This is a genomic window from Streptomyces sp. NPDC006711 (assembly GCF_042869775.1).
GTDB lineage: Bacteria > Actinomycetota > Actinomycetes > Streptomycetales > Streptomycetaceae > Streptomyces.
Genome location: NZ_JBIAGO010000017.1, coordinates 61,892 through 77,198, shown reverse-complemented (window position 1 = coordinate 77,198; position 15,307 = coordinate 61,892). Strand labels below are relative to the sequence as shown.

The 15,307-nt window shown below is 73.3% G+C and carries 11 protein-coding genes; 3 read left to right on the top strand and 8 right to left on the bottom strand.

Annotated features, from left to right (window positions below; translation table 11 throughout):
* Positions 1 to 127: 127 nt before the first annotated feature.
* Complete coding sequence (locus ACFYM2_RS27620) at positions 128 to 736, top strand: hypothetical protein (RefSeq protein WP_388460053.1); 609 nt, start codon at positions 128 to 130, stop codon at positions 734 to 736.
* Positions 737 to 843: 107 nt separating this feature from the next.
* Here the strand turns inward: ACFYM2_RS27620 and purH are convergent, their stop codons facing one another.
* Both purH and purN read right to left on the bottom strand, forming a co-directional pair.
* Positions 844 to 2,496 carry a bifunctional phosphoribosylaminoimidazolecarboxamide formyltransferase/IMP cyclohydrolase gene (gene purH, locus ACFYM2_RS27615; protein WP_388839952.1) on the bottom strand — a complete coding sequence of 551 codons (1,653 nt, stop codon included), beginning with the start codon at positions 2,494 to 2,496 and terminating at the stop codon, positions 844 to 846.
* Positions 2,414 to 3,031 (bottom strand): phosphoribosylglycinamide formyltransferase, encoded by a 618-nt coding sequence (gene purN, locus ACFYM2_RS27610; RefSeq protein ID WP_359002345.1) that lies wholly within the window; start codon positions 3,029 to 3,031, stop codon positions 2,414 to 2,416. Before purN ends, purH begins: the two co-directional genes overlap by 83 nt.
* 438 nt (positions 3,032 to 3,469) lie before the next feature.
* Between purN and ACFYM2_RS27605 the strand changes: the two genes are divergently transcribed.
* Positions 3,470 to 4,387 (top strand): hypothetical protein, encoded by a 918-nt coding sequence (locus ACFYM2_RS27605; protein WP_388839949.1) that lies wholly within the window; start codon positions 3,470 to 3,472, stop codon positions 4,385 to 4,387.
* Positions 4,388 to 4,411: 24 nt separating this feature from the next.
* On the opposite strand, the gene ACFYM2_RS27600 is transcribed toward ACFYM2_RS27605, so the two are convergent.
* Positions 4,412 to 6,214, bottom strand: a complete 1,803-nt coding sequence (locus tag ACFYM2_RS27600; RefSeq protein WP_388839946.1) for a DUF6350 family protein — start codon at positions 6,212 to 6,214, stop codon at positions 4,412 to 4,414.
* Positions 6,215 to 6,370: 156 nt separating this feature from the next.
* On the opposite strand from ACFYM2_RS27600, the gene ACFYM2_RS27595 reads away from it, so the two are divergent.
* A complete protein-coding gene (locus tag ACFYM2_RS27595) occupies positions 6,371 to 8,161 on the top strand; it encodes a helix-turn-helix domain-containing protein (protein WP_388839943.1) in 1,791 nt (596 codons plus the stop codon).
* A gap of 100 nt (positions 8,162 to 8,261) precedes the next feature.
* On the opposite strand, the gene sucD is transcribed toward ACFYM2_RS27595, so the two are convergent.
* The 5 genes from sucD to ACFYM2_RS27570 form a co-directional block, all read right to left on the bottom strand.
* The gene (gene sucD / locus ACFYM2_RS27590) at positions 8,262 to 9,146 is read right to left on the bottom strand and encodes a succinate--CoA ligase subunit alpha (protein WP_359002261.1); all 885 of its coding nucleotides are present in this window, start codon (positions 9,144 to 9,146) and stop codon (positions 8,262 to 8,264) included.
* A gap of 22 nt (positions 9,147 to 9,168) precedes the next feature.
* Positions 9,169 to 10,347: an ADP-forming succinate--CoA ligase subunit beta gene (gene sucC, locus ACFYM2_RS27585; protein ID WP_359002263.1), complete on the bottom strand. Its 1,179-nt coding sequence runs from the start codon at positions 10,345 to 10,347 to the stop codon at positions 9,169 to 9,171.
* Between the two features lie 232 nt (positions 10,348 to 10,579).
* The gene (locus ACFYM2_RS27580; RefSeq protein ID WP_359002265.1) at positions 10,580 to 11,752 is read right to left on the bottom strand and encodes a VWA domain-containing protein; all 1,173 of its coding nucleotides are present in this window, start codon (positions 11,750 to 11,752) and stop codon (positions 10,580 to 10,582) included.
* On the bottom strand, positions 11,746 to 14,172 hold the full coding sequence (locus ACFYM2_RS27575; RefSeq protein ID WP_388839940.1) for a DUF5682 family protein: 2,427 nt from the start codon (positions 14,170 to 14,172) through the stop codon (positions 11,746 to 11,748). Before ACFYM2_RS27575 ends, ACFYM2_RS27580 begins: the two co-directional genes overlap by 7 nt.
* Positions 14,169 to 15,287 (bottom strand): AAA family ATPase, encoded by a 1,119-nt coding sequence (locus tag ACFYM2_RS27570; protein WP_388839937.1) that lies wholly within the window; start codon positions 15,285 to 15,287, stop codon positions 14,169 to 14,171. The genes ACFYM2_RS27575 and ACFYM2_RS27570 overlap by 4 nt, the downstream gene beginning before the upstream one ends.
* Positions 15,288 to 15,307 lie beyond the last annotated feature (20 nt).

The following is a 15,307-nucleotide window of genomic DNA, read 5'->3' as shown; positions in this document are numbered from 1 at the left end:
TATGTCTTATTTAGAACGATGATCCCCGCAGTGCCGCGGGCAGTGCCGGGGGGCGATCCGCTCAGAACAGCTCTGCTCTCCGCTCGGGCCGCGTCGTCCCCGCACAACCAACGGAGGAAAGCCCGTCATGAGCTTCGGCGACCCGAACAACCCCTATGGGCAGCAGCCCCAGCAGGGCGCCAACCCCTATGGCCAGCAGCCGGGCCAGCCGGGCTACGGCTACCCGCAGGGCCAGCAGGCCCCCCAGGGGGTGCCGCCGCAGCAGGGCTACGGATACCCGCAACAGCCGTACGGCGGCGCCCCCATGGGCCCGCAGACGATGCCCGGAACCGTCTCCGCCGCCCGCGCGATGCTGTGGGTCATCGTCGGCCTCCAGGCCATCGGCGCTGTCATCATGGTGATCGGGGCGATCGGCATGAGCGCCGCGAAGAACCAGGCCGCGGCGAGGGACGATGTCCAGTTCCAGCAGCTCGCCGACTACCCGACCGGCGTGCTCTACGTCATGGCGGTCTTCGCGGTCGCCTGGCTGATCTTCGCCATCGTGCTCGCCGCGAAGTTCGGCACGGGTGGGAACGGACTGCGTGTCACCACGATGGTTTTCGCCATCGTGACGGCGGTGCTCGGCATCTATCCGTTCGTCGTCATCGGGCTCATCCACACGGTGCTGGCCATCCTGATCGCCGTGTTCGTCGGCAAGCAGAGCGGCGCCCAGTGGTTCAAGCGTCCGCAGTACTGAGCCGGTGAGCTCCGGGCCGCCAGGCTCCCCACGCTGAACAGGAGGGCCGCACCCCGCACGGGGTGCGGCCTTCGGCGTACCTGCCGGAGCCACCGGAGCTACCGGATTCAGTGGAAGAAGTGCCGCGTGCCGGTGAAGTACATCGTCACGCCCGCCTTCTTCGCCGCCTCGACCACCAGCTCGTCACGGACCGAACCGCCGGGCTGGACCACGGCCTTGACCCCGGCGGCCGCCAGGATCTCGAAGCCGTCGGGGAAGGGGAAGAACGCGTCGGACGCGGCGTAGGAGCCCCGCGCCCGCTCCTCGCCCGCCCGCTCCACCGCGAGCTTCGCGGAGTCGACCCGGTTGACCTGGCCCATGCCGACGCCGACGGACGCGCCGTCCTTGGCGAGCAGGATCGCGTTGGACTTGACGGCCCGGCAGGCGATCCAGGCGAAGGCGAGCTCCTTCAGCCCGGCCTCGCTCAGCGCCTCGCCGGCGGCCAGCGTCCAGTTGGCGGGGTCGTCGCCCTCGGCCTGGAAGACGTCGGTCTGCTGGAGCACCGCGCCGCCCGAGACCGCCTTGAGGTCGCCGGGCTGGTGCGGGGCGCCGTCCACCTTGAGCACCCGGATGTTCTTCTTGCGGGCCAACACTTCGAGCGCGCCGTCCTCGTAGCCCGGGGCCGCGATGACCTCGGTGAAGATCTCCGCCACCTGCTCGGCCATCGCCACCGTGACCGGCCGGTTGACGGCGATGACGCCGCCGTACGCGGACAGCGGGTCGCACGCGTGGGCCTTGCGGTGGGCGGCGGCGAGGTCGGCGTCCACCGCGATGCCGCACGGGTTGGCGTGCTTGATGATGGCGACGCAGGGCTCGTCGTGGTCGTAGGCGGCGCGGCGCGCGGCCTCGGTGTCCACGTAGTTGTTGAAGGACATCTCCTTGCCGTGCAGCTGCTCGGCGTTGGCGATGCCGCCCGGCTGGCCGTCGGTGTAGAGCGCGGCGGCCTGGTGCGGGTTCTCGCCGTAGCGCAGCGTGGACTTGCGCTCCCAGGTGCCGCCCAGGAACTCGGGCAGCGCGGCCGCGTTCCCGTCGGTCTCCTCGGGCGCGTACACGTTGGTCATCCAGGAGGCGACGGCCACGTCGTAGGAGGCCGTGTGCTGGAAGGCCTCGGCGGCCAGGCGCTTGCGGGCGGTCAGGTCGAAGCCGCCGTTCTTGACGGCGTCGAGCACGGCCGCGTACCGCGCCGGGCTGGTGACCACGGCGACCGAGGGGTGGTTCTTGGCGGCGGCGCGGACCATCGAGGGGCCGCCGATGTCGATCTGCTCCACGCACTCGTCGGGGCTCGCGCCCGAGGCGACGGTCTCCTTGAACGGGTAGAGGTTGACGACGACCAGCTCGAAGGGGCGCACACCGAGCTCGTCGAGCTGCGCGCGGTGGGCGTCGAGGCGCAGGTCGGCGAGGATGCCCGCGTGCACCTTGGGGTGCAGGGTCTTGACCCGCCCGTCCAGGCACTCGGGGAATCCGGTGAGCTCTTCGACCTTGGTGACGGGCACCCCGGCGGCGGCGATCTTCGCGGCGGTCGACCCGGTGGACACCAGCTCGACACCGGCGGCGTGGAGCCCTTGCGCCAGCTCCTCCAGGCCCGTCTTGTCGTAGACGCTGACCAGCGCCCGCCGGATGGGCTTGACGGTGTCCGTGTTAGCGGAGTTGACCGAGTTCACCGATCTGAACCTTTCGTCCCTCAATGCGGTAGCCGTTACGGGCCAGACGCCCCACGACATCGACGAGCAGCGCTCGCTCGACTTCCTTGATCCGCTCGTGCAGAGCGGCTTCATCGTCCTCGTCCCGGATCTCGACCACGCCCTGGGCGATGATCGGGCCGGTGTCGACGCCGTCGTCGACGAAGTGGACGGTGCACCCGGTGACCCTGGCGCCGTACGCGAGCGCGTCGCGTACGCCGTGGGCCCCGGGAAAACTGGGCAGCAGCGCGGGGTGGGTGTTGATCACCCGGCCGCCGAAGCGGGCGAGGAATTCCTTGCCCACGATCTTCATGAACCCGGCCGAGACCACCAGGTCCGGTGCGTACGCCTCGGTGGCGGCGGTCAGCGCCGCGTCCCACTGCGCGCGCGAGCCGTGGTCCTTGACCCGGCAGACGAACGTCTCGATCCCGGCCCGTTCGGCGCGCTCGAGGCCTGCGATGGCGTCCCGGTCGGCGCCCACGGCCACGATCTCGGCCCCGTACCCCTGCGGATCGGCGGCGATGGCGTCGAGCAGGGCCTGAAGATTCGTACCGGATCCCGAGACCAGCACCACGATCCGGGCGGGACGGGTGCGGGCGGGCGGGACACCGGGGGGAGAGGCGGACGCGGAGGGGGGCGGGGAGGCCACGGCGGGGCTCTTTCTCGCGGTCGTACGTCGTTGTGTGGTCGTACGAACGAATCGTGCCCCTCGATACGGGGAACTCTACGAAAGCGCCGACCGTCAGCAACGATACCGGCACACCGGACGGCCCCCACGGGACGGGGGCCGGACCGCCAGGTAGCGTCTGGGAGGACGCCGCGAGACGAGACACGTCTCACGTGAGGGAGACGGGACCGACACCGGAATCGATGACCGGGCTCCGCCACGGGGCCGACTTGCTTGACGTCCTTGACTTACTTGTTTCACTTACAGGCTTACTTGTTTCACTTACTTGCGAGATGCGACCCCTGGCCCGAACCGGCCGACCGGGTCCGAGGGGAAGACGTTCACCAGATGCCGGACCGACGCCACCAGCTGTTCGCAGCCCGCCAGTCCTCTTCTGCCGGTTCCTCAGGCTCCCCCGGCTCTTCCGGCCCCGGTTCTTCCGGTTCTTCCGGTTCTTCCGGCTCCTCCAAGGCGACGGACCCGCAGGACTCGGGGGCCGAGGGCACGGGGAACGGCACCGGCGCGGGCCCCGCCAACGGAACCGACGACAACCCCTTCGCGCCGCCGCCCGAGGGCCGGCCCGACCAGCCGTGGCGCCCGCGCCGGCCGGCGGGCCAGGACGGCGGCCCGCACGGCCAGGGCGGTGCAGGACACGGTTCGCCCTGGGGCAGCCAGTGGAGCAACCAGCAGCCCGGCCGCGCGCCCGGCGGGTTCGGGCAGCGCCCCCAGCGGCCCGAGGGCGGCCAGAACCAGAACCCGCAGCCCTCATCCGGCCTGCGCTGGGACCCCACGGACCCGGCCCAGCGCCGCGCCCGCTACGCGCTGCTCTCCGGAATGTGGGCCTTCTTCTTCGCCCTGTTCGACATGCCGGAGATCGCGCTGCTGCTCGGGGCGCTCGGCCTGTACTGGGCGATCAGCTCCCTGCGGGCCAAGCCGAAGCCGCAGGAGGCGTCCGCCGCGAACGCCGTCGGCGGTGCGCCCCGCGCCGCCGCTCCTCCCATGCCGTACGCCGCCCCGCAGGGCACCCAGGCCGGGCCGCCGCCCGCGCCCCGGCCCGCGCAGGGCAGGCCGCAGGTGACGGCGGCGGTGACGGGCCTGGTCACGGCGGTCCTCGCGCTGATGGTGGTGGCCTCCAGTTTCACGATGCAGATCGTGTACCGCGACTACTACAGCTGCGTGGACGACGCCCTGACCAAGACGGGTCAGCTGTCGTGCAACGACCACCTGCCGAAGAAGCTGGTCCCGCTGTTCGGCGTGAAGGAGTAGCGCGGGCTCGTCGCTCGTCGCTCGTCACTCGCCGCCGTCCCGGGGGCGGGTCCCGGCCGGGTCCTTGGGGTCCTGCGAGTCCTCCGGGTCCACCCGGTCCGCCTGGTCCGCCCGGTCGTCCGGAGTTTTCGCGGGAGGCGTTTCCTTCGGCTGGGCTGCTCCGGGCTCGGAGGGCCGTACGGGTTCCGGCGCGGGCTCACCGGGTTCGGGCGCCGGGGCTTGTTCGACGGCGGGCGCCGCTTCCGGTGCGGGCGCGGACGCGGGCGGGGGCGCGGACGCGGGCGGCGGGGCGTCCGTCGGCGGAATGTCCGCCATCAGACCGCCCGACGCCTCCTTGAGCGCCGCCCAGCGGGCCTCGCGCGCGCCGTCCTCGTGCCAGAGGTCACCGCCGCCCACCGGCAGGAAGTCGTACGGTTCGTAGTCGTCGCCTCTTTCGTCCACGGGGGCCGGGGCCGACCCCGGCAGGCTCTTGGGGCCCGCCCCGCGCCGAGGCCGCCACGCCAGCATGCCCATGAGCCGGGATCGCGCGGACACCCGGGGCGCCTTGGGCGCCGCCGCCGCGCCCCGGGCGAGCAACGCCCGCAGGGCCACCGCCCCCGGCACCCCCACCACCAGCGTCCACAGCAGCGCCGCTCCCCCGGTGCGCCACCAGACCGGGCCGAGCGCCGCCAGGGCCTCGCTGCCCAGCGGGCCGCCCGCGAGGGCCGCGAGCGCGGCCAGCGCGCAGCCGCACAGGACCGCGCCGAGCAGCGCGGCCCGCGCGGTCTCGCGCCGCCCCCACCCCTCGGCCACGGCGGCTCGCGCGGTGAACCTGGCCAGGACCGCCCCGGCCACGAGCGGCACCCCGGCCGATACCCAGTTCCACCACGCCCCGTGCACGCCTCCGGGCACCGCCGCGAGCAGCGGGAAGTGCGGCAGGGCGGGGGCGCCCGTCACCCCGAGCGGGCTCGCCACCGCGCCCGCGCCGACGGCGAACCCGGGTCCGAGCCCGTACGCGGCGCCCCACACGGCGGCGTTCGGCACCAGCGCGAGAGCGAGCAGCAGGATCGCGAACCGGCCCGACCAGTCCTCCGCCAGCCGCAGAAAAGCGTCTTCGGCCCCGCCGATGTGCCAGGTGAGCGCGGCGGCCGCGAGCAGCGCGCCGCCCCCGAGCAGCGTCGCGACGGCGGCCCCCGCGGCCCGCGCCGCCACGCTCGTACGAACACCCAAAAGGGCGGCGCGCACGCGGGCCGGGACGCGGGCGGGCAGCGGCCCGAGCGGGCGGCCGTGGGCGGTCCAGATCCCGGCGGCGGTCGCGAGCGCCACCGTGAGCGGCAGGTGCAGCGCGGCGCTGAGCGGTGCGGCGGGGAGCGGGCCCGCCGACGCGTACAGCGCGGTGGCGCTCGCGATCGCGAGGTAGCCGCAGGTCACGCCGCCGAACACGGCCCATCCCGAGGGCAGCGGCGCCTCCTCGGTCTCGTAGACGTCCTCCTGACCCGGCATCAGCGCGTCGCGTGCGGCGCGGTGGGCGAGCCAGACGGGCAGCGCCGTCACCAGGAGCGGGACGAGGCCGACCGGGGCCGGTGAGCCGGTCAGCGTCTCGGGTCTGACCAGCCGCGTTCCATGGGCGAGCAGCCAGAGCGAGGCGGCCGTGCGCAGGGCGCCGCCGGGCCCGCTGTCGGGGTAGGGGGAGCTGATCCACAGCACCATGACGAGCACGGCGAGGGCGCCGAGGCCGAGCCCCGCCGCGATCGCGCCGCGCAGCAGACAGGTGACGAGCACGGAGGAGCGCGCCTGGGCGGAAGGCAACGGCAGGCTGCGGTCGGTCACTTGGGTCACGCGGGCCATGCTGCCAACGACACGCGCTTTCTACGCGTAATAGGCGAATGCCCGATGTGTCGCCCAATATACGGTTATGTACTTTTCATCCGGGGTCCGTCGAGCAGCCCTCTCCCCGGGTGCACGAGCCGACACGGCCTTCGCGGGGAGTCCTGGGAGCCCTTGATGACACAGAGCACCGCCGGTACCGGTGAATCCGATGCCACGTCCCCCCTGCCCACCCCCAAGGAACGGCGCCGTCTGCGTGAGGCGAAGGCGCTGAGCGAGGCGCAGGTCGCGTCGGCCGTCGGCGTCACACGGGCGACCGTCCGCTCCTGGGAGACCGGCCGCACCGCGCCACGCGGACGTAGGCGCGCGATCTACGCCCGGCTGCTGGCCACGTTCGAAGCGGAGACGGCGCCTTCGCCCGCGTCGAAGGACGCGGCCGTCTCCAGAAACGATTCGCCCCCTCACGAGCGCCCCGGCACCCACCGCGCCCGACCCGCCGATCCGGGCGCCGGCCACCCCGGCCACCCGGGCCAGCCAGAACACACGGGCCAGCCAGACCACCAAGGCCACCCGGGCCAGCCAGACCAGTCGGACCAGTCGGACCAACCAGGTCACCCGGGTGGCACGGGCGCCGATCGTGATGAAGCCGACGGAGCCGGCGGCCGGCGGGGCGGCGCATCGGCCGGGCCCGACGAGGGCGACACCGTCCAGGACGGCGGCCCGGGGGGCGCGCAGGGCTCCGGGGAGCGCCATGCCGTCGCGGGGCGGGGCCAGGGGGCGAGCGCCGGCAAACCGCCGGCCAAGCCGCACGCGGTGAACACCCGGCCCAAGCCCGCCGCCGACGGGTCCGCCGGCAAGTCGTCCAGACCCGGGGGCAGGACCGCCAAGCCCTCCCCCGCGCCCCAGCCGGCCCCCGCCGGCGCCGTGTCCGTGCCGGAACCCGCCAAGGAGGCGTCGCAGTCCGCCGCGCTGACCGGCGCGGGAGCGCTGTCCACGGGTGGCGTCCGCACCCTTCCCGAGCGGCCGCCGGACGCGGAACACGATCCCGGCCCCGCCGTGCCGGACGAAGCCGAGCCCGGCGCCACGCCCGAGGCGCGCCCCGCACCCGCCGTCCCGCGTCCCGAGCCGTCGCCCATCACGGGACTCACCCCCGCCGAAGCGTTCGACGCGCTGTACGCGGCCACCGCGCCCGCGCTCGCCCAGCAGACCTATCTGCTCACCGGCCGGATCCGGCTCGCGCGCGAGTCCGTGCAGCGCGCCTTCCATCTGGCCTGGGAGAACTGGCCCGAGGTCGCCACCGACCGGGACCCGGCGGGGTGGGTGCGGACGGCGGCGTACGAGTACGCGATGTCCCCCTGGCACCGCTTCCGGCGCACCCACAAACACCCCGACCGGCCCCCCGTGGAGCCCGAACGCCGCGCCCTGCTCGACGCGCTGCTCGCGCTGCCGCCCGCCTACCGGCGCACGGTGCTGCTCTACGACGGGCTCGGACTCGACCTGCCGGAGACGGCGGCCGAGATCCAGGCCAGCACGCCGGCCACCGCGAACCGGGTGCTGAACGCGCGCGCCGCCATCGTCGAGCGGGTGCCGGCCGTGCACCACGCCAAGACTCCGGGGGCCTTGTCGGCGGTGCTGCGCGACCGCATCACCGATCTCGCGCTCGCCGGGCCCCCCGCCCTGACCGTGCTGCCGGCCGCCCGGGGCGTACGCGTCGGGGGCGAGCGGCGCCGCCGGTTCTGGACCCGGGCCGCGATCGCGTTCACCGCGATGATCGTGGGCGCGACGGCGTTCACCGTGGTGACCGTGCCGCACTACCACGTGCGGCCGGTCCCCTTCGGCCAGCGGGTCGGCGGCGTGCCCGTCTACGCCGGTCCCCCGCGACTGAGCAGCGAGGACGTCGAGCTGCGGGACAAGCTGCGCGCGGAACCCGCCCGTGGCCCCTACCGCCTGGTCCTCGACATCCGCTGACGCGGCGCCGGTACGCATGAGGGCCCGCACCCCTGGAAACCACCAGTGGGGTGCGGGCCCTTCACGCGTACGTCCGGAGCCGGGCTCCGTCAGGCGCGGTTCAGCTGCCGAGGATGGCGCGCGCGAGCTTGGCGGTCTCGGTCGGCGTCTTGCCGACCTTGACGCCGGCGGCCTCCAGGGCCTCCTTCTTCGCCTGGGCGGTGCCGGAGGAGCCGGAGACGATGGCGCCGGCGTGGCCCATGGTCTTGCCCTCGGGCGCGGTGAAGCCCGCGACGTAGCCGACGACCGGCTTGGTGACGTTGGCCTTGATGTAGTCGGCCGCACGCTCCTCGGCGTCGCCGCCGATCTCGCCGATCATCACGATCAGGTCGGTCTCGGGGTCGGCCTCGAACGCGGCGAGCGCGTCGATGTGCGTGGTGCCGATGACCGGGTCGCCACCGATGCCGACGGCGGACGAGAAGCCGATGTCGCGCAGCTCGTACATCATCTGGTACGTCAGCGTGCCGGACTTCGACACCAAGCCGATACGGCCCGGCTTGGTGATGTCGCCCGGGATGATGCCGGCGTTGGACTGGCCCGGCGTGATCAGACCGGGGCAGTTCGGGCCGATGATGCGGGTCTTGTTGCCCTTGGAGTTCGCGTACGCCCAGAAGGCGGCCGAGTCGTGCACGGCGATGCCCTCGGTGATGACGACGGCGAGGGGGATCTCCGCGTCGATCGCCTCGACGACGGCGGCCTTGGCGTGGGCCGGCGGCACGAAGAGGACGGAGACGTCGGCGCCCGTCTTCTCCATCGCTTCCTTGACGGAGCCGAAGACGGGTACTTCAGTGCCGTCGAAGTCGACGGACTGGCCGGCCTTGCGCGGGTTCACGCCGCCGACGATGTTGGTGCCGTCGGCCAGCATGAGCTTGGTGTGCTTCATGCCCGTGGCGCCGGTCATGCCCTGGACGATGACCTTGCTGTCCTTGGTGAGGAAGATAGCCATGGTGGTGTCTTAACCTCTTCCCTTACTTCGCAGCCGCGAGCTCGGCGGCCTTGTCGGCCGCGCCGTCCATGGTGTCCACGCGCTGCACCAGCGGGTGGTTGGCGTCGCTGAGGATCTTGCGACCCAGCTCCGCGTTGTTGCCGTCGAGACGGACGACGAGCGGCTTGGTGACCTCTTCGCCCTTGTCGGCGAGCAGGGCCAGCGCCTGGATGATGCCGTTGGCGACCTCGTCACAGGCGGTGATGCCGCCGAAGACGTTGACGAACACGGACTTGACGTCCGCGTCGCCGAGGATGATCTCCAGGCCGTTCGCCATCACCTGGGCGGACGCGCCGCCGCCGATGTCGAGGAAGTTGGCCGGCTTCACGCCGCCGTGGGCCTCACCGGCGTACGCGACGACGTCCAGGGTGCTCATGACGAGACCCGCGCCGTTGCCGATGATGCCGACCTCGCCGTCGAGCTTCACGTAGTTGAGGTTCTTGGCCTTGGCGGCCGCCTCAAGAGGGTTGGCCGCGGCCTTGTCCTCAAGCGCCTCGTGGTCGGGCTGACGGAACTCGGCGTTCTCGTCGAGCGACACCTTGCCGTCGAGGGCGAGGATGCGGCCGTCCTTGGTCTTCACCAGCGGGTTGACCTCGACGAGGAGCGCGTCCTCGGCGACGAAGGTCTTCCACAGGGTCACCATGGCCTCGGCGACGCCCTCGGCCACGTCGGCCGGGAACTTCGCCAGGGCCACGATCTCGCGGGCCTTCTCGATGTCGACGCCCTCGACGGCGTTGACCGGGACCTTCGCCAGGGCCTCGGGGGTCTTCTCCGCGACCTCCTCGATGTCCATGCCGCCCTGCACCGACGCCATGGCGAGGAAGGTGCGGTTGGTGCGGTCGAGGAGGTACGAGACGTAGTACTCCGCCTCGATCTCGGGCGACAGCTCGGCGATCATCACCTTGTGGACCGTGTGGCCCTTGATGTCCATGCCGAGGATGTCCGTGGCGCGGGCGACGGCCTCGTCCGCGTCGGCGGCCAGCTTCACGCCGCCGGCCTTGCCGCGGCCACCGACCTTCACCTGCGCCTTGACGACCGACTTGCCGCCGAGACGCTCAGTGGCCTCGCGCGCCGCCTCAGGCGTGTCGATCACTTCACCGGCCAGCACCGGTACACCGTGCTTGGCGAAGAGGTCCCTCGCCTGGTACTCGAACAGGTCCACGCGCGTCCGTCCCTTTTCAGTGGTATCGCGGTTGCGTTGTCTGCTGGGCGTGCCGCGAAGGGCAACGTGACGGCGCTGTCACTGAGGGAGGCGTACACGGTGTCCGAGTACGCGGCATGTCCGTCTCGCAGGTTATCTCCGTGGGCCGCGCCTCCCTAAATCAAGGATCACACCTGAGCGGTGATACCTGTCACAGATCCCCTGCTCAGGGCGCGCCCAGGTATGACTTCCCTCACCCCTCGGGTATCGGCAGCGGCCTCTGCTCGATCGCCGCGGCCATCACCTCGGGGAACAGGTCGGGGGTGCAGGCGAAGGCGGGGGCGCCCAGGGCCGCGAGGGCCGCGGCGTGATCGCGGTCGTAGGCCGGGGCGCCCTCGTCGGAGAGCGCCAGCAGGGCCACGAACTGCACCCCGGACGCCCGCATCGCCGCGACCCGCTTCAGCATCTCGTCCCGTATGCCGCCCTCGTAAAGATCACTGATGAGAACGACCACGGTGTCGGCAGGACGGGTGATCTTCGACTGGCAGTACGCGAGCGCCCGGTTGATGTCGGTGCCGCCGCCCAGCTGGGCGGCGAACAGGACGTCGACGGGGTCGTCGAGCTGGTCGGTGAGGTCGACGACGGCGGTGTCGAAGACCACGAGACGCGTGGCGATGGAGCGCATCGAGGCCAGCACGGCGCCGAAGACGGCGGCGTGGACGACGGACGCGGCCATCGAACCGGACTGGTCGACACAGAGCACGACCTCCTTCCTCACCCCCCGCGCCGCGCGCCCGTACCCGATCAGGCGCTCGGGCACGACGGTGCCGTGCTCGGGCAGGTAGTTCTTGAGGTTGGCCCGGATCGTGCGGTCCCAGTCGATGTCGCGATGGCGGGGCCGGCTGACGCGGGCACTCCGGTCGAGGGCGCCGGTGAGGGTGGCCCTGGTCCGGGTGGCCAGCCGCTTCTCCAGGTCCTCGACGACCTTGCGCACCACGGCGCGGGCGGTCTCCCGGGTGGTTTCGGGCATCGCCTTGTTGAGCGCGAGCAGGGTCCCGACGAGATGCACGTCGGCCTCCACGGCCTCCAGCATCTCCGGCTCCAGGAGCAGGGCGGACAGGCCGAGCCGTTCCATCGCGTCGCGCTGCATGACCTGTACGACGGAGGACGGGAAGTACGTACGGATGTCGCCGAGCCAGCGCGCGACCGACGGCGCGGACGCCCCGAGTCCCGCGCCCCGGTCCTTGGCCCCGCTCCTGGCCGTGTGACCCGCGCCGCCGTAGAGGGCGGCCAGCGCGCCGTCCATCGCGGCGTCCCGTCCGCTCAGGGCGCGGCCGGTCCCCTCGGCGCCCGGCTCCCCACCGAGCACCAGCCGCCAGCGCCGCAGCCGCTCGTCATCGTTTGGTCGCGTCGTGGTCGTCAACATCCCACCTCCGTAAGGCAGTTGGCGCGATGGTTGGCGCCGTGAACGCGGTCGCGGTCATCGCCGTGGTTGAGCAGCAGAGCCATCAGCGGCAGGACGGCGTCGGCGCGCGCGGCGTCGAGGGCGGCGCCGAATCCGGGGGCGGCCGCGTCGCCGGGGCCTGGGCGCTCGGCTGGTCCGCGCCGCACCAGCTCCCCCAGCGTGCGCCGCACCCCCGCGTGGTACGCGGCGAAGGTGCGGCGCAGCAGCGGCAGTACGTCGGTGAACGCGTCCGGTGGTACGCCCGTCAGCCAGCCGTCGACCAGGGCGAGCAGCCGGTCGTCGTGCACCAGTAGCATGCCGCCGCCCGATGCCCCGCCGACGAATCCCTCGATCCAGGCGGCCGCGTCGGCGGGCGCCGTCCCCAAGGACAGGGCGAGGCCCATGTACCGCGCCGCGTCCTCGCTCTCGACGCTCCCCTCGTCGAGCAGCAGCCGGGCCGCCCGGCCCCGGATGGCCCCGGGGACGGTGTCCCGCGAGGCGAGCCGGACCAGCACGGCGCTCCAGCGCTCGCGCAACCCGTCCGCGCCGGCCCCGGACGGGCCGGTGGTCGGAAGGAGGCCTGTCGCGGTGTGCACGGCGTCCAGGTGCGTACGCATCTCGGCGGCGCCGTCCGCGTCGAGGCCGGAGCAGGCGGGCGCGAAGCCCACACAAATACGCTCGGCCAGGCCTGCGGCGACCTCGGCGAGACCCGCCGTGCCGGTGCCCCTGACGTCGCCGTAGCGCAGGGCGCGGGCGAGGGCGGGCAGGGCCTGGGCGAGATGGGCGACGTCGGTGTCGAGCGCGGCCCGGTCGGCGAGCGCCCGCATCACCACCGGCAGCGCGCCCGGCAGTTCGGCGAGCAGGCAGTGCTCGGCGAGGGCGGTGACGGCGCCGAGCGAGGTCGCGGCGGCCGCCGCGGCCCGCGCCTTGGCGGTCGCGGCGGCCACCACGGTGGTGCCCCACACCCCGGCCTCGGCGACCCGCACCGAGAGCTCGGGCTCCCAGCTCAGCCGCCAGCTCTCCCGGAAGGTACCGGTGGAGCGCGCCCGGACGCGCTCGCCCCAGCCGATGCCGAGCAGCCCCAGCCGGTGGAGCAGCCTGCTGCGCCCGGCGTCGGTCTCCTTGCGCAGGTCGAGCTCCAACTCCCGCTCGGCGGCCTCCGGTTTGAGCCGCAGGCCGCGCTGGATCCGCACCAGGTCGCGCTGGAGCGGGACGGCGGGCGCCGCGTCGGGCACCTCGCCCAGCACGTCTCCGACGACCAGCCGGTCGTGGATGAGGCCGAGCGGCACGTCGGACCCCTCGCACATCACGGCCCGTACCGCGTCCATGGTCTCGGCGAGGCCCGGCAGCGGCCGATCGCGCATCGCGGCGAGCGTCCCCGCGAGCCGGACGGCCTCGATGACATGGGCCGAGGAGATCTGGCGGTCCTCCTCGCGGAGCAGGCCCGCCACCTTGGTCATCCAGCGCTCCACCGGCCGGTCGGTGGCCTCGAACAGATGCCGGTACCAGCCGGGTGCCTCGATCCCCGCGCCGTAGCCGCTGCGCCGGGCGAGCCTGCGGTGCGTCCAGGGCACCCAGGTCAGCTCCGCCCTGACCTTGGGCAACCCCTTGAGCAGGGCTCGATCGGCGGCGACGGTGAACCGTCCGGCGAGCGCCGGCACGTGCCAGGCCCCGCAGACGACGGCGACCTTTTCCGCCCCGAACTCCTTTGTGGCGGCGCGCAGTTGCTGCCGCATGTAAGCCTCGCGGATCAGGTCGTGCGGATGACCGCTGGCGCCGTACGTCTCGCGCAGCGCGGCCATGGCCTCGCCGAGCGCGGCGAACGGCGCCAAGGGGTCGGCCGCCGCGCCCCGGTGCTCGACGACGTCCTCCCACCAGCGCTCCGGGGCGTCGTATCCGGCGGCCTCGGCGAGCGCGCCGACCGGGTCGACGGGGGTCGCGGGGGCGCCGGGGTCGGGGTCGGGGTCGGGGTCGGGGTCGGCCGGATCCGTACCGTCCGCCAGGGCGAGCGAGTGGGCGGCGGGCAGGTCGATGAGGCGGACCTCGGCGCCGTGCGCCAGTGCCCACCGGATCGCCACCCACTCCGGTGAGAACTCCGCCATCGGCCAGAACGCGGCGCGCCCCGGGTCGTCGGCGACGTGCGCGAGCAGCGCGACCGGCGGGCGCATGTCCTCCTCGGCGGCCAGGGCCAGCAGCGCGTCGCCCTCAGGGGGTCCCTCGACCAGGACGACGCGGGGCCGCGCGGCCCCGAGCGCGGCCCGCACCGCACGCGCGGACCCGGGCCCGTGGTGGCGCACCCCGAGCAGCAGCGGCCCGTCCGCGCTGGGCGGGACGGCGCCGGGGGGAACGTCGCCGGGCAGGACGGCGTGGGGCGGGGCGGCGCGCGGTCCGGGCGTGGTCATGCGGACACCTCACGGCAGGCGCGGTAGAAGTCCTGCCAGCCGGCCCGCTCCCGGACCACCGTCTCCAGGTACTCCTGCCAGATGACACGGTCCGCCGCCGGATCGCGCACCACGGCGCCGAGGAGTCCGGCGGCCACGTCGGCCGACCTGAGCACTCCGTCGCCGAAGTGGGCGGCGAGGGCGAGACCGCCCGTCACCACGGAGATCGCCTCGGCCGTGGAGAGTGTCCCCGACGGGGATTTGAGCTTGGTACGGCCGTCGCTGGTCACACCTTCGCGCAGTTCGCGGAAGACGGTCACGACGCGGTGGATCTCCGCCATGCCGTCGGGCACGGCCGGCAGGTCGAGCGAGCGGCCCAGCTGGTCGACCCGGCGCGAGACGATGTCGACCTCGGCTTCGGCGGTGGCGGGCAGCGGCAGGACCACCGTGTTGAAGCGGCGGCGCAGGGCGCTGGACAGTTCGTTCACGCCGCGATCGCGGTCGTTGGCGGTGGCGATCAGATTGAAGCCGCGCACGGCCTGCGTCTGTGTCCCCAACTCCGGGATCGGCAGCGTCTTTTCGGACAGAATCGTGATCAGGGTGTCCTGGACGTCGGCGGGCATGCGGGTCAGCTCCTCGACCCGGGCGGTCATGCCCAGCGCCATGGCCCGCAGGACGGGGCTCGGCACCAGCGCCTCGCGGCTCGGGCCGTGGGCGAGCAGCCGCGCGTAGTTCCAGCCGTAGCGGATCGCCTCCTCCGGGGTGCCCGCCGTGCCCTGCACCAGCAGGGTGGAATCTCCGCTCACGGCCGCCGCCAGATGCTCCGACACCCATGTCTTGGCGGTGCCGGGCACACCCAGCAGGAGCAGGGCGCGGTCGGTGGCGAGGGTGGTGACGGCGACCTCCACGATGCGGCGCGGGCCCACGTACTTCGGGGTGATCACGGTGCCGTCGGGCAGGACGCCGCCGAGCAGATACGTGGCGACGGCCCACGGCGAGAGCCGCCAACGGGCCGGACGCGGACGGTCGTCGGCCGCCGCGAGCGCCGCCAGCTCGTCCGCGAAGGCGTGCTCGGCATGGGGCCGCAGGGGCTCGGTTGCGGATGCGACGTCGGACCCGATTTCGGACACGGTCATGGCTCCCCCTCCAGATCGTT